We start from the raw sequence: 14,857 nt of genomic DNA on the forward strand, positions 1-14,857 counted from the left end.
TATAGGCCTTCCAAGCCTAGGCTACGTAAGATCTTGTACCAGTCTAAAAAACATAACACACTGGCGCCCTGTTTTATTTTCAGGCGCAGACTCCCATGCGAAGAATCACTGCTGACAACGCCACCTTCGGCGTTTTTCTGGCCTTCCTGCTGATCCCGCTGTCGGGCATTGGCACCGATATCTACCTGCCCTCGATGCCCGCCATGGCGCAGAGCCTGGGCGGCACCGCGTCCCAGATCCAGCTGACCTTGACCTTGTTCATCGCCGGCTATGGCCTGGGCCAGTTGGTGGTGGGCGTGCTGCTGGACCGCTTTGGCCGCTGGCGGCCGACGATGGTGGCGCTGGCCTTGTTTGCACTGTCAAGCGCGGCTATTGCCGTCAGCGACGACATCGTCGTCATCTGCGCGCTGCGCCTGCTGCAAGGCCTGCTGGGCGCGGTGGCCGTGGTCGGCAAGCGCACCTTTTTTGTCGATGTGTTCCGGGGCCCGGCGCTGCAGCGCTACCTGACCTGGATGACCGTGGTCTGGTCGCTGGGGCCCATCTGCGCGCCCTTCATCGGCGGCTTTGTGCAGACCCACTGGGGCTGGCGTGCCAACTTTGTGGTGCTGGCCGCATTCTCGGTGGTTGCGTTGGTGCTGGAGCTGCTGGGCGGCGGCGAGACCTTGGCCCAGCCCCAGCCCATCCGGCCGCGTGAAGTGGCCAGCCGGGCCTGGGAGATCATGCGCAACCGTGCCTTTGCGCGGGGCGTGCTCTGCGTCAGCGCTGCGTATGCGATGGTGATGGGCTGGAGCATGGCCTCGCCCTTCATCGTCGAGACGGTGTACCACCGCCCACCGACCACCACGGGATCGCTGGCGCTGCTGATGGGCCTGGCCTGGATGGGGGGCGGCCTGATCGCCCGCGCAGCGATGGCGCGCTCGCTGGCGGCCAAGCACCAAGGTGCCTTGCTGGCCATGGCCGGCTTTATCGGGCTGCTGGCGCTGACGACCTGGCTGCCCGCGTCCTGGCCATCGCTGGAGGTGATGGCGGCCGTCGCCTTTTGCATCCATGTGGCGGCGGGACTGGTGTTCAATATCCACTTCGCCCATGTGCTGTCGATGTTCCCCAAACACGCTGCCTTGTCGGGCGGCATTGCCGGCGGCCTGGCCTTCTTGCTGACCTCGCTGCTCGCGTCCTTGGGCATCCACCTGGTGAACCCGCAGACGGCGTTGGGCCTGGCGGCGGTGTATGGCGGGCTGGCCTTGCTGCTGGTGGCAGCCTGGCTGACGATGCTGGCGCGTCCGGCACCGGCAGCGGCCTGCGCCACGCCATAATCGGCGGGGCCCGAATCTTGAATCTGTTGAGCAAGGAGTGATCGCGATGGGAAATTTTGTAGATCTGAAGTCGGCCGACGGCCAGGTGTTTCCGGCCTACATCGCCGAGCCAGAAGGCCAGGCGCGTGGCGCCATCGTCGTGGTGCAGGAGATCTTTGGCGTCAACTCGCACATCCGCTCGGTGGCGGACCGCATTGCGCAAAGCGGCTATGTGGCGATTGCGCCGGCCACGTTCGCCCGCGTCAAGCCCGGCGTGGACCTGGGCTACAGTGATGCCGACATGCAAGCCGGCGTAGCGTTGAAGGCCGCTGCCGAAGCGCCCGCCGTGGCCCCTGGCGTGATGCTGGACCTGCAGACCGCGATTGACGAAGGCGCACGGCGCAGCGGCGGCAAGGTCGGCATCACCGGCTTTTGCTGGGGTGGACTGCTGGCCTGGCGCGCAGCCTGCGAGCTCCAGGGCCTGTCGGCATCGGTGCCTTACTACGGCGGCGGCATGACCACTGGCGACGAGATCGCGCGCCAGCCCCGGTGCCCGGTGATGGCCCATTTTGGCGACAAGGACCACTGGATCCCGCTGGCGTCGGTGGACGCCTTCCGCACCGCCCACCCCGAGGCCGAGGTCTATGTCTACGCGGCCGACCACGGCTTCAACTGCGACCAGCGCGGCTCGTATGACGCAGCAGCATCGGCCGCCGCACGGGCCCGCAGCATGGCCTTTTTTGCCAAACATGTAGGCTGAGCGGTCACTCCCGCCCAGCGCTGCACGAAGCCTTGCAGGCTTTGAGAACCCTGTTCTCAGCCTGCAAGGCTTTGTTGCATTTTCGGGGGCCGTTCGTAACACCGTCGTCATACCGCCTGCTGATGATGCGCGCATCGCTCACTTTCAACGATAACCACGATGCGCACCCCTTTTCCCCCTGCCTGCGACTTCCGGACCGCAGCGCTCACGCTGACCACGCTGGCTGCTGCGGCCCTGCTGACGGCCTGCGGCGGTGGCGGCTCCAGCAGCCCCACATCGGCGACCGCCACCTTGGCGGTGCTCGAGACCACCGACCTGCACTTCAACATCCGCAGCTACGACTACTTCAAGCTGGCGGATGATCCCTCGTATGGCTTTGAGCGCACAGCCACGTTGATCCGCCAGGCGCGCAGCGACTTTGCCAACACCTTGCTGGTGGACAACGGCGACACCATCCAGGGCACGGCGCTGGCCGACTACGAGGCGCAGGTGGCGCCGATCGCCTGCGACCAGCAGCTGTCCATGTACAAGGCCATGGGCGTGTTCAAGTTCGATGCCGGCACCCTGGGTAACCATGAGTTCAACTACGGCCTGCCCTTTCTCAACCAGGTGCTGGGCGGTGGCCTGCAGGTCGATGGCGTCGATGCCAGCAAGAAGTGCGCAGGCCCGGGCTACCCGATGGCACTGGCCAATGTGATCAGCAGCAAAACCAATGCGCCGCTGGTGCCGCCCTATCTGGTGCTCGAGCGCGAGATCAGCGGCACCGACAGCGACGGCAAGGCCGTCAAGCTGCCGATTAAGATCGGGGTGATCGGCTTTACCACGCCCGGCATCATGGGCTGGGACAAGCGCCATCTGGAAGGCAAGGTACAGGTGACGGGTGCGGTCGAGGCCGCACAAAAGTATGTGCCTGAGCTGCGCAGCAAGGGCGCTGACGTCGTCGTGGCGCTGCTGCATGGCGGGCTCGACGCCTCGGAATACCGAGCCGACATGGAGAACCCGGGCCTGTACCTGAGCAAGGTGGCGGGCATCGACGCGATGGTGATGGGCCACCAGCACGGCGTCTTCCCCGACACGGCGGCGCAACCGGCCTTCAGCATGGCCGGAGTCGACCACCAGGCTGGCACGGTCAACGGCGTGCCGGCGGTGATGGCCAGCAGCTGGGGCAAGGCGCTGGGCGTGGTGGTGCTGTCGCTGAAGTGGGATGGCAAGGCCTGGCGTGTGGACAGGACCCAGAGCAAGTCGGCGCTGCGCAGCACGGCCACCGGCAAGGATGCTGCAGGCAAGACCACCTATGTGGCCGTTGACAGCAGCATTGCACCGGTGGTGGAGCGCCAGCACCAGGCGGCCATCAGCTATGTGAAGACGCCCGTGGGCCAGACCGACTTCCGCATGGGCACGCAGTTTGCCGATGTGGGCGACCCCGGCGCAATCCAGCTGGTCAACCAGGCGCAGCAGGACTATGTGCAGCGCTATGTGCAGGCGAATCTGCCGCAGTATGCGCAGCTGCCGGTGCTGTCGGTGAGCGCGCCTTTCAAGTCGGGCTTCCAGGGCGGTGCGGACTACACCGATGTGGCCGCCGGCCCGCTGGCGATCTACAACGCGGCCGACCTCTACCTCTACCCCAACACCGTCTATGCGGTGAAGGTGAACGGCGCGCAGATCAAGCGCTGGCTGGAGGCCGCTGCCCAGCGCTTCAACCGCATCGACCCGGCTGCGACTGCAGACCAGTGGCTGATCAGCAGCTTTCCAGGCTACAACTTCGACATGTTCACCAGCGCCGACATGCAGTACCAGATCGATGTGACCCAGCCCGTCGGCAGCCGCATCGTGGACCTGCAGTACAAGGGCGCGCCAATCGACCCGGCGCAGGACTTTGTGATCGCCACCAACAACTACCGTGCCACCAGCGGCAAGAGCTTCCTGCCCGAGCTCGATGGCCGCGCCACCATCTATGCCTCGCCCGATGCGAACCGCGATGTGGTGATCGCGTACATCAAGGACCACCCGCAGGTTACCCGTTCGGCCAATGGTGCTGCCCACAGCTGGCGCTTTGCCAAGACGCCAACGACCGGCAAGGTGTTGTTCACGTCGGCGGCCAATGCGCTGCCGGTGGCGCAGGCAGCGGGCCTGGCCCATGTCTCGCTGGACAAGGCGGATGATGGGACGGGCACGCAGCGCGCGGTCTACCGCATTGATCTGGGCCGGTAAGCCTTCCAGCAGCGGCGCGCCATGCGCCGCTGGCTGGAGGCCGGGTAAGCGCTATCTGCCGGTGCGGGTCAGGTAGCGCTTGTACGAGAAAAAGCCGATCAGCGCCACGGTGATGAAGGCCATCACGCCCATGGCCCACCAGAAGCCGTCTTCCTTGTGGATAAGGGGGATGAACTCGAAGTTCATACCGAAGATCGCGGCAATCAGGTTGAGCGGCAGGAAGATGGCGGTGATCGTGGTGAGCGTGCGCATGATGTCGTTGGCGCGGTTGCTCTGTACCGAAAAATGCATCTGCACGGCCGTCTCGGTGCTTTGTTCGAGCCGGCGCACATGGTGCACCACGCGCTCGATGTGTTCGAGCACATCGCGGCTGCGCACCTTGAGCGCTTCGAGCTCGCGCTGGGCACTGGGGGCCTCCGGCTGAGGCCAGGTCTCCAGCGCGTCCACCCAGTCCTGCACGGCAGCGCGCTGGTCTTCGCAGATTTCGTCGAGCTGGTGCAGGGTCAGCCGCGCCTCCAGCAGCGCCTGCCAGTTGGCAATGCGCTTGCGCGGCGACAGCAGCGCGCTTTGCCACTGGTCCAGGTGGCGCGAGAGCTCACGGCGCAGGTCCAGGTAGTTGTCCACGATGATGTTGACCACACGCATCATCAGGTCAGCCGGGGACAACGGCAGGCGGATGGGCTGGAGGCCGCCCGGCGTGGGGCTGCTGCCGGGGTTGCGGAAGGCCTTGTCCTCGCGTGCCAGGCGCTCTTGCGTGGCATCCGATATCTGGCCCAGGTCAGGCGCCTCGGCAGCCAGCGGCGGCGTGCCGGTCTTGGCAAATTGCAGCAGGCGCCGTGCATAGCCATCACGCACCGTGCAGTCCTCGGGGTGTACCGACAGCAGCACCCGCTCCCACGCGGCAAAGCCCACCGGCGTGGTGCTGATGCGCGGTGCCTCATTGAGGGGTTTGGCCGCGGCGGTGCGCCGCGCCGCTGCCAGCGCAGCAGTGCCCACCTGGGATGGCGTGCTGGCCAGACGGCGTATCACCAGCAGGTCGTATTGCGAGGTGTAGTCATAGTGGGAAGGGAGCTGGGCGTTGAGCAGGTCGGAGACATGCAGGTCGACCAGCGGCGCGCCACTGAGCTTTTGCAGTGCCAGCTGCAGGCTGCCCAGCTGCTCGCTGAAATAGCTGCGGGTGCAGGCCAGCCACAGGAAGCCTTTGGCAGGGAGCTCGAAAGGCACCGAGGCCAGCTCGCTGGTCTCGTTGCCGATGATGTGAAAGATGCGGATGCTGCTGGGTGTACTCACCGGGATTCCTCGGTCGCTTCAGGCGCAGCATGGCAAAAAAAACGGGCCTGTGCAAGCCCGCTCTGGTATTTTTGCTATCAGTTTTTCTCTTTGAGCCAGCGCGCAGCGTCCAGCGAGAAATAGGTCAGGATGCCATCGGCCCCGGCGCGCTTGAAGGCCAGCAGCGATTCCATCATCACCTGGTCATGGTCCAGCCAGCCGTTTTGTGCGGCGGCCTTGAGCATCGCGTATTCGCCGCTGACCTGGTAGGCAAAGGTGGGCACCTTGAACTCGTCCTTGACGCGGCGCACCACATCCAGGTACGGCATGCCGGGCTTGACCATCACCATGTCGGCGCCTTCGGCCAGGTCTTGCGCCACTTCGCGCAGCGCCTCGTCGGTGTTGGCCGGGTCCATCTGGTAGACATTCTTGTCGGCCTTGCCGAGCGCGCCGCGCGTGCCCACCGCATCGCGGAAGGGGCCGTAGAAGGCGCTGGCGTACTTGGCGCTGTAGGCCATGATGCGGGTGTAGATGTGGCCCTGGGATTCAAAGGCATCGCGGATGGCGCCGATGCGGCCATCCATCATGTCGCTGGGGGCGACGATGTCGACACCGGCTTCGGCATGGTTGAGCGCCTGGCCCACGAGGATCTCGACGGTTTCGTCATTGAGGATGTAGCCGGTCTCGTCGAGCAGGCCATCCTGGCCGTGGCTGGTGTAGGGATCGAGCGCCACATCGGTCATCACGCCCAGCTGGGGAAATTCTTTCTTCAGCGCGCGCACCACGCGGGGGATCAGACCATCGGGGTTGAGCGCCTCCTTGCCGTCGGGCGTCTTCAGCGCCGTGTCGATCTGGGGGAAGAGGGCCATGACCGGAATGCCCAGCGCCACGCACTGCTCGGCCACCGGCAGCAACAGGTCCAGGCTCAGGCGGTCCACGCCGGGCATCGAAAGCACCGGCTCGCGCTTGCCTTGGCCTTCATGCACAAAGACCGGGTAGATGAAGTCGTGCGGGGTGAGCACGTTCTCGCGGACCAGGTTGCGGGTAAAGGCGTCGCGGCGCAGGCGGCGCGGACGGTTGTGGGGAAAGGGGGTGGGGCTGGACAGATGCATGCTGCGATTGTGCGCCAGATCGAGGGCATGCTGCACAGGGCAGCCCCGAGAGACTGCGCCGGGCATGGAGGTTTGCTACCCGGCGGGCCACTGCTTGCGCCAGATCAATGCCGCGCCGGTGCGCCCGGTGGCCCCCGTTTTTTAGCCGGGGTCCTGTGCTGGGCCATCGGCCGAGCCACTACACTGTGGCGCATGCTCATGCTGTGGATCAAAGCCTTTCATATCGTATTTGTGGCCAGCTGGTTTGCGGGCCTGTTTTACCTGCCCCGGATCTTCGTGAACCTGGCCATGGTGCCGGCCGGATCGCAGGCCGAGCGCGAGCGCCTGCTGCTGATGGCGCGCAAGCTGTTGCGCTTCATGACGATGATTGCCGTGCTGGCGCTGGGCCTGGGCCTGTGGCTGTGGCTGGGCTGGTGGCGCGGGGCCGGGGGCTGGCTGCATGCCAAGCTGTTCTTTGTGCTGCTGGTCGTCGGCTACCACCATGCCTGTGCGGTGCTGCTGCGCAAGATCGCCAATGGCACGGACCGGCATTCGCATGTCTGGTACCGCTGGTTCAACGAGGTGCCGGTCGTGGCCATGGTCATCATCGTGGTGCTGGTGGTGGTCAAACCCTTTTAATCCGCGCACACTTCGGTACCCCACCCCGCACTACGATCGGCGCACCCGGGCCCACGCACCATGCCTGATAGCAGTCCCGTTCCCTCGCACCCGCCGGCGCCTGCTTCGTCCGGCGAACACCGCACCATTGCCTGGCCGCTGGTGCCGGTGTATATGGCGTTGATCGTCTTTGCCAGCCTTTTCCCGTTTACGGGCTGGCGCACCCAGGGTATCTCGCCGGCAGAATTTTTGCTGGCCCGCATTCCGCCGCCGTACTGGACCTGGTTCGATGTCTGGATCAATGTGGCGGGCTATGCGCCGCTGGGCCTGTTGCTGAGCCTGGGCTGGTGGCGCCATGGCTGGTTCAGGACGGGCTGGTTCTGGGCCCTGTGCGTGGGCAGCCTGCTGTCGCTGTCGATGGAGTTCTTGCAGATTTTTCTGCCGCTGCGGGTCTCCAGCAACATGGACTGGCTGCTCAACAGCATCGGCACCTTGCTCGGGGCCCTGATGGTGCCCTTGCTGGCCTGGATGGGCATTCTGCGGCGCTGGCGCGATGTGCGGGCACGCTGGTTCGACGCTGATGCGCGTGGCGCGATCGTGCTGCTGATGCTGTGGCCTCTGGCGCTGCTGTTCCCGGCTGCGCAGCCCTTTGGCCTCGGGCAGGTGTTTGACCGGCTGGAGATGTGGCTGGTCGACATGCTCGAGAACTCGGCCTTCGAGCACTGGATGCCCAACTTCATGCAGGCCACCGAGCCGCTGTCGCCCATCGGGCAGCTGATGGCCGTGCTGCTGGGCCTGCTGATTCCCTGTTGGCTGGCCTTCAGCGTGATGGGCAGCGTGACGCGTCGCATGATCATGGTGGCGCTGGTGGTGTTGGCCGGGATAGGGTTTTCGGCGCTGTCGTCATCGCTGAGCTATGGGCCGGCCTATGCCTGGGACTGGCTGGACCAGACCACGCGCCTGGGCATAGCACTGGCGGTGTCGCTGGCGCTGCTGCAAGTGGGCTTGCCACGCCGCTATTGCGTGCTGCTGCTGCTGATGGGGCTGATGATCGATGTCAACCTGCTCAACCAGTCTCCGCCCAACCCCTACTATGCCGATGCCCTGCAGTCCTGGGAGCAGGGGCGCTTCATCCGCTTTTTTGGCCTGGGCCAGTGGCTCAGCTGGCTGTGGCCGTTTGCGGTGATCGCCTATGTGCTGCTGCGCCTGGGCCGGCTGCCTGCGGTGGTGGCAGCCCGCCGGCGCCAGCGGGTGACGGCCAGCCCGCCCGAGCAGCGCTAAACGCAGTAGCCCGTGGCGGTATTGCGGCCCGTGGGCGCCGCGCGGGCGCCAAGCTGCCACAATGGGGGATCGCATTCGAAGAGAGCTTGGCATGAGCGAGCAAAAACCTGGCAACGACGCCCCGTACTACCAGCACCACGTGTTCTTCTGCCTGAATGACCGCGTCAATGGCGAAGACAGCTGTGCCCACCATGGCGCCAAGGAGATGTTTGACCACTGCAAGGCCCGCGTTAAAGCGGAGGGCTTGAGCGGACCGGGCAAGGTGCGGGTCAACAAGGCAGGCTGTCTCGACCGCTGTGCCGGCGGCCCCATCATGGCGGTCTATCCCGAAGGCGTCTGGTACACCTATATCGACAATGACGATATCGACGAAATCGTCGAGTCGCATCTGAAGAATGGCAAGGTGGTCGAACGCCTGCTGACGCCGCCCGACGTGGGCCGCTGAGCGCCTGCCTGTTCTCCTTCGCCTTCACCACCACCGAATTTCCCGCCTAGATACAGGGCGCCGCTGCCGCTGCCGCCGGTGTGCGGCCCGCCATGGAGTTGACCGCAGCATGAACGCGCAAACCGAACGTTTCACCATCACCGGGCCTGCCGGCATTCTGGAAGTGGCCCGCGACCTCGCGGCCGGCGCTGACGGCGTGCAGCGCGGCACGGCCATCATTGCCCACCCCCATCCGCTCTTCGCCGGCACGATGGACAACAAGGTCGTGCAGACCTTGGCGCGCGCCTTTGTCGCCAGCGGCTGGACGGCGCTGCGCTTCAACTTTCGTGGTGTCGGCCAGTCGGCGGGCAGCTATGACGAGGGACGGGGCGAGCGCGATGATTTTCTGGCCGTGGTCGAGCAGTTGGCGCCCCAGGGCGCGCTGGCACTGGCGGGCTTCTCGTTCGGCTCTTTTGTGATGAGCCATGCGCTGACGGAACTTTGGTCCAGGCGCCAGATCGACAAGGCGGTGTTCGTCGGCACGGCGGCATCCCGCTTTACCGTGGCGACCTTGCCGCCTGAGGCGCATGAGCGCACCTTGGTGGTGCATGGCGAAGCCGATGACACGGTACCGCTGTCGGCGGTGATGGACTGGGCCCGGCCTCAGATACTACCGGTTACGGTTGTGCCCGGAGGCGGGCATTTTTTCCACGGACAATTGCCGCTTCTCAAAGGCCTGGTCACGCGCCACCTGCTCGCCCCCGCACTGTGACGGTGGTGTAGTATTGCTATTGTTTTTGATAGTCTGCAGCCTGCCATACTGCGCTGCAGGCACCTGTTTCTAAGAGTTGTACGACATGAAATCGAGCTTGATGCCCACCCTGCGTAACTGGGCTGCAGCAGCGCTGCTGGCGCCCACCCTGGCCTTTGCACAACTGGCTGCGCCCCAGCCGCCCGAGATCGCGGCGCGCAACTACCTGTTGTTCGACGTGACCACCGGCCAGATCCTGGCTTCCAAGGATGTGGATGCGCCGGTCGAGCAGGCGTCGCTGACCAAGCTGATGACGGGTTACGTGGTGTTCGATGCGCTGCGCAACAAGAAGATCAGCCTGGAGCAGACCATGCCGGTGAGCGAGCGCGCCTGGAAGATGCCCGGCTCGCGCATGTTCATCGATCCCAAGATGCAGGTGAAGGTGGACGACCTGCTGCACGGCATGATCGTGCAGTCCGGCAACGACGCGACGATGGCGCTGGCCGAAGCGGTGGGTGGCACCGCCGAGAATTTTGTGCGCCTGATGAACGAGCAGGCCAAGGCGCTGGGCATGACCAACACGGCCTACAAGAACCCCGAAGGGCTGACCGAGCCCGGCCACACGACGACGGCCAAGGACCTGAGCATTCTGGCCAGCCGCCTGATCAAGGACTTCCCCGAGTACATGCACTACTACGCGACCAAGCAGTGGTACTACCCCGGCACACCCAAGTCCAACGGCACCAATCGTAATACTTTGTTGTTCCGTGACCCGACGGTGGACGGCCTGAAGACCGGCCACACCAATGCTGCCGGCTACTGCCTGGTGTCCACGGCCAAGCGCCAGGTGCCCAATGCCGGCGAGCGCCGCCTGATCTCCATCCTGCTCGGTGCCGCCAGCGACAAGGACCGTGCCAACGAAAGCCAGAAGCTGTTGAACTGGGGCTATACCGCTTTCGATACCGTCAAGCTGTTTGACGGCGGCCAGGCCGTGGCCACCCCCAAGGCCTGGAAGGGCGCGCAGGACACCGTCAAGATCGGTAGCGTCACTCCCATCGTCGTGAATGTGCCAGCGGGCACGGGCGGCAAGCTCGAGACCCAGGTGGTGAGCCAGGAGCCGCTGATTGCCCCTTTCACCAAGGGCCAGAAGCTGGGTACCCTGAAGGTGATGGCTGGCGGCCAGCAAGTGGCCGAGGTGCCGCTGGTGGCGCTCGATGATGTGGCAGAAGCCGGCATCTTTGGCCGCGCCTGGGACGCCATCCGTCTGTGGATCAAGTAAAGCGGTGCTGATGCCGAGGCTTTAACGCCTGGCAGAGGCCCGTTCCTCCCCCTGCAAAGCGTGCCCCTGGCACGCTTTGTGGTTTCCAGGCTTGCAAAAATGAGAGCGGCTCGGGCAGATGGGCCGGCCTTTTTTGCCAGAAAGTAGCGAGATGCAGGCCGCTGTGCGGCGGGCTTGCGCGTAAACCATTTGCTCAATTTGGAGTCAGGTGGTACATTAGAGGGCTTTTCGGAATTTCCGAAGGGGCTGCCGTCTTTGCCTTTGAGGCAAGGGACTGGCAGCGAATCACGATAAGTTCACGGTAATTTCACGTTTAGGGACGTTTATTAATGCCAACCATTAACCAACTCGTGCGTCAGGGCCGCACGGTAGAAGTTGTTAAATCCAAGAGCCCTGCTATGGAAAACTGCCCCCAGCGCCGCGGCGTGTGCACCCGTGTGTACACCACGACGCCTAAGAAGCCTAACTCGGCTTTGCGTAAGGTGGCCAAGGTTCGTCTGACCAACGGTTTCGAAGTCATTTCGTACATCGGCGGTGAAGGCCACAACCTGCAAGAGCACAGCGTTGTGCTGGTGCGCGGCGGCCGTGTGAAGGACTTGCCAGGTGTGCGTTACCACATCGTGCGCGGTTCGCTTGACCTGCAAGGCGTCAAGGACCGTAAGCAGTCCCGTTCGAAGTACGGTGCCAAGAAGCCTAAGGCCAAGTAAGCCCTGGTTTTTTGAACGAATACAAAGGTGCTGTGTCCCGCGTGGCGCGAGATCCAGCGTAGTGACCCCAAGCGCAAGTGTTTTGTGTGGGTCGAGTAAGTGGGAGTCCTTGATTGGCTCTCGCGGTGTCTGAAAAGATGCCAACTGAAGCAAAGATAGAGGTAAAGAAATGCCACGTCGTCGCGAAGTCCCCAAACGTGAAATTCTGCCGGATCCAAAGTTCGGCAATGTAGAGCTGTCCAAATTCATGAACGTGATCATGGAAGGCGGCAAGAAGGCAGTTGCTGAGCGCATCATTTACGGCGCTCTGGAACTGATCGAGAAGAAGCACCCTGACAAAGACCCGCTGGAAGCTTTCGTTGTTGCCATCAACAACGTCAAGCCCATGGTCGAAGTGAAGTCCCGCCGTGTTGGCGGTGCCAACTACCAGGTGCCAGTTGAAGTGCGTCCTGTCCGTCGTCTGGCTCTGTCCATGCGCTGGATCAAGGAAGCTGCTCGCAAGCGCGGTGAAAAGTCCATGGCCCAACGCCTGGCCAACGAACTGCTGGAAGCTACGGAAGGCCGTGGCGGCGCGATGAAGCGTCGTGACGAAGTGCACCGTATGGCCGAAGCCAACAAGGCATTCAGCCACTTCCGCTTCTAAGCTGCGCGAGATCTGTCTCGATATTGCAAAGGCCGCATGCAACAATTTTTGCCTGCGGCCTTGCTCGGATTGAGACTGCCCTCACATCGAAGGCTGATGCCTGCGCAATCCGCCAGTCCGCATCGCCCCACACTTACTGATCAACAAAGGATCAACCATGGCTCGCAAGACCCCCATCGAGCGCTACCGCAATATCGGTATTTCTGCGCACATCGACGCAGGTAAAACCACCACGACCGAACGTATCCTGTTTTACACCGGCGTGACCCACAAGCTGGGCGAAGTGCACGACGGCGCTGCTACCACCGACTGGATGGAGCAAGAGCAAGAGCGTGGCATCACCATCACTTCCGCTGCAGTGACCTGCTTCTGGAAGGGTATGGACATGTCCTACCCAGAACACCGCTTCAACATCATCGACACCCCCGGCCACGTGGACTTCACGATTGAAGTGGAACGTTCCATGCGCGTGCTCGACGGTGCTTGCATGGTGTACTGCGCTGTGGGTGGCGTGCAGCCCCAGTCCGAAACCGTGTGGCGTCAAGCCAACAAGTACAAGGTGCCACGTCTGGCCTTTGTGAACAAGATGGACCGTACCGGTGCCAACTTCTACAAGGTCTACGACCAGATGAAGCTGCGCCTGAAGGCCAACCCTGTGCCCGTGGTAATTCCCATCGGCGCTGAAGACAACTTCAAGGGCGTGGTCGATCTGGTCAAGATGAAGGCCATCATCTGGGACGAAGCATCCCAGGGCATGAAGTTCGAATACGAAGACATTCCTGCAGACCTGGTGGAAACCGCCAACAAGTGGCGTGAAAACCTCGTGGAATCGGCAGCCGAAGCTTCGGAAGACCTGATGAACAAGTACCTGGAAGAAGGTACCTTGTCCGAAGAAGACGTGAAGGCCGGTATCCGCGCCCGCACGCTGTCGACCGAAATCCAGCCTATGCTGTGCGGCACCGCGTTCAAGAACAAGGGTGTGCAGCGCATGCTGGACGCCGTGATCGACTACCTGCCTTCGCCAGTGGACATCCCTGACGTTGCCGGTACCGACCCAGAAGACGAAGAAAAGAAGCTGACCCGCAAGGCGGACGACGGCGAGAAGTTCTCCGCTCTGGCGTTCAAGCTGATGACCGACCCGTTCGTGGGTCAGTTGACCTTCGTGCGTGTGTACTCCGGCGTTCTGTCCAAGGGCGACACCGTGTACAACTCGGTCAAGGGCAAGAAAGAGCGTATCGGCCGTATCGTGCAGATGATGGCGAACGACCGTATCGAAGTGGACGAAATCCGCGCCGGTGACATCGCCGCTTGCGTGGGCCTGAAGGACGTGACCACCGGTGAAACCCTGTGCGACGTGGCTTCGCCTATCGTGCTGGAACGCATGGTGTTCCCAGAGCCCGTGATTGCACAGGCTGTGGAACCCAAGTCGAAGGCCGACCAGGAAAAGATGGGTATCGCTCTGTCGCGTCTGGCTGCAGAAGATCCATCGTTCCGCGTGCGCTCCGACGAAGAATCGGGTCAGACCATCATCGCCGGTATGGGCGAGCTGCACCTGGAAATTATCGTTGACCGCATGAAGCGTGAATTCAACGTGGAAGCCAACGTGGGCAAGCCCCAAGTGGCCTACCGCGAAACGATTCGCCAAAAGGTCGTGGACGTGGACGGCAAGTTCGTTCGCCAGTCCGGCGGTAAGGGTCAGTACGGTCACGTGGTGTTCACGGTTGAGCCGCAAGAGCCAGGCAAGGGCTTCGAGTTCGTCGACGCCATCAAGGGCGGTGTGGTTCCTCGCGAATACATCCCTGCGGTGGAAAAGGGTGTGATCGAAGCGCTGACCTCCGGCGTGCTGGCTGGCTACCCTGTGGTGGACGTCAAAGTGACGCTGACCTTCGGTTCGTACCACGATGTGGACTCGAACGAAATGGCGTTCAAGATGGCCGCTATCTTCGGTTTCAAGGAAGCTGCCCGCAAGGCCAGCCCCGTGATCCTCGAGCCAATGATGGCTGTGGAAGTGGAAACGCCTGAAGACTACGCCGGTACCGTGATGGGTGACTTGTCTTCCCGCCGCGGTATGGTGCAGGGCATGGACGACATGGTGGGTGGCGGCAAGGCCATCAAGGCAGAAGTGCCACTGTCCGAAATGTTCGGCTACGCCACGTCGCTGCGTTCGCAAACGCAAGGCCGTGCTACGTACACGATGGAGTTCAAGCACTACGCTGAAGCCCCACGCAACGTGGCCGAGGCTATTGTCGCTTCCCGCGCAAAGGCCTAAAATATGCGCCCGCGCCTGGCTTGCCAGGTGCGGGCTGCTTTTTGTCTACGACCGGGTGCCGCTTTGTTTCCTGTGCGAAGCGACCCAGCAATTCGGTGTAGACGTTAAACCCAACACAGGTTTTGCTCTTTATTTGGAGAATTCTCATGGCAAAAGGTAAATTCGAACGGACCAAGCCGCACGTCAACGTGGGCACCATTGGTCACGTGGACCACGGCAAGACCACGCTGACGGCTGCTATCGCAACCGTGCTGTCTGCCAA

14 protein-coding genes are annotated in these 14,857 nt (G+C 63.1%); 12 read left to right on the forward strand and 2 right to left on the reverse strand.

What is annotated here, in order from left to right; genetic code table 11:
- Positions 1-95: 95 nt before the first annotated feature.
- The 3 genes from AB7A72_RS17725 to AB7A72_RS17735 all read left to right on the forward strand — a co-directional run bounded on the left by AB7A72_RS17725 (position 96) and on the right by AB7A72_RS17735 (position 4,263).
- Positions 96-1,313, forward strand: coding sequence for an MFS transporter (locus AB7A72_RS17725; RefSeq protein WP_230773277.1), 1,218 nt, complete (start codon positions 96-98; stop codon positions 1,311-1,313).
- 46 nt (positions 1,314-1,359) lie between these two features.
- Positions 1,360-2,052, forward strand: coding sequence for a dienelactone hydrolase family protein (locus AB7A72_RS17730; protein WP_369460720.1), 693 nt, complete (start codon positions 1,360-1,362; stop codon positions 2,050-2,052).
- Between the two features lie 159 nt (positions 2,053-2,211).
- Positions 2,212-4,263 carry a bifunctional 2',3'-cyclic-nucleotide 2'-phosphodiesterase/3'-nucleotidase gene (locus AB7A72_RS17735; protein WP_369460721.1) on the forward strand — a complete coding sequence of 684 codons (2,052 nt, stop codon included), beginning with the start codon at positions 2,212-2,214 and terminating at the stop codon, positions 4,261-4,263.
- A gap of 51 nt (positions 4,264-4,314) precedes the next feature.
- Here AB7A72_RS17735 and AB7A72_RS17740 read toward each other — a convergent pair whose 3' ends face one another.
- A complete protein-coding gene (locus AB7A72_RS17740) occupies positions 4,315-5,559 on the reverse strand; it encodes a magnesium transporter CorA family protein (RefSeq protein WP_407064993.1) in 1,245 nt (414 codons plus the stop codon).
- 71 nt (positions 5,560-5,630) lie between these two features.
- The gene (gene hemB / locus AB7A72_RS17745) at positions 5,631-6,644 is read right to left on the reverse strand and encodes a porphobilinogen synthase (RefSeq protein WP_239810305.1); all 1,014 of its coding nucleotides are present in this window, start codon (positions 6,642-6,644) and stop codon (positions 5,631-5,633) included.
- Between the two features lie 198 nt (positions 6,645-6,842).
- Here hemB and AB7A72_RS17750 point away from each other — a divergent pair, with 198 nt between their 5' ends.
- The 9 genes from AB7A72_RS17750 to AB7A72_RS17790 all read left to right on the forward strand — a co-directional run.
- Positions 6,843-7,262 carry a CopD family protein gene (locus AB7A72_RS17750; protein ID WP_239810306.1) on the forward strand — a complete coding sequence of 140 codons (420 nt, stop codon included), beginning with the start codon at positions 6,843-6,845 and terminating at the stop codon, positions 7,260-7,262.
- Positions 7,263-7,322: 60 nt separating this feature from the next.
- Positions 7,323-8,522: a VanZ family protein gene (locus tag AB7A72_RS17755; protein ID WP_369460722.1), complete on the forward strand. Its 1,200-nt coding sequence runs from the start codon at positions 7,323-7,325 to the stop codon at positions 8,520-8,522.
- A gap of 91 nt (positions 8,523-8,613) precedes the next feature.
- A complete protein-coding gene (locus AB7A72_RS17760; RefSeq protein WP_239810308.1) occupies positions 8,614-8,967 on the forward strand; it encodes a (2Fe-2S) ferredoxin domain-containing protein in 354 nt (117 codons plus the stop codon).
- 109 nt (positions 8,968-9,076) lie between these two features.
- A complete protein-coding gene (locus AB7A72_RS17765) occupies positions 9,077-9,718 on the forward strand; it encodes an alpha/beta hydrolase (RefSeq protein WP_239810309.1) in 642 nt (213 codons plus the stop codon).
- Between the two features lie 85 nt (positions 9,719-9,803).
- The gene (locus AB7A72_RS17770) at positions 9,804-10,976 is read left to right on the forward strand and encodes a D-alanyl-D-alanine carboxypeptidase family protein (RefSeq protein ID WP_239810310.1); all 1,173 of its coding nucleotides are present in this window, start codon (positions 9,804-9,806) and stop codon (positions 10,974-10,976) included.
- A gap of 329 nt (positions 10,977-11,305) precedes the next feature.
- Positions 11,306-11,683, forward strand: a complete 378-nt coding sequence (rpsL, locus tag AB7A72_RS17775; protein WP_012202325.1) for a 30S ribosomal protein S12 — start codon at positions 11,306-11,308, stop codon at positions 11,681-11,683.
- 169 nt (positions 11,684-11,852) lie between these two features.
- Positions 11,853-12,326 (forward strand): 30S ribosomal protein S7, encoded by a 474-nt coding sequence (rpsG, locus tag AB7A72_RS17780; RefSeq protein WP_021026534.1) that lies wholly within the window; start codon positions 11,853-11,855, stop codon positions 12,324-12,326.
- A gap of 157 nt (positions 12,327-12,483) precedes the next feature.
- On the forward strand, positions 12,484-14,595 hold the full coding sequence (gene fusA, locus AB7A72_RS17785) for an elongation factor G (RefSeq protein WP_239810311.1): 2,112 nt from the start codon (positions 12,484-12,486) through the stop codon (positions 14,593-14,595).
- A gap of 146 nt (positions 14,596-14,741) precedes the next feature.
- A partial coding sequence (locus tag AB7A72_RS17790; RefSeq protein WP_244273727.1) for a GTP-binding protein occupies positions 14,742-14,857 on the forward strand: 116 nt, incomplete at its 3' end.

The sequence above is a fragment of the Comamonas sediminis genome, from assembly GCF_041107495.1.
Lineage (GTDB): Bacteria > Pseudomonadota > Gammaproteobacteria > Burkholderiales > Burkholderiaceae_C > Comamonas > Comamonas sediminis.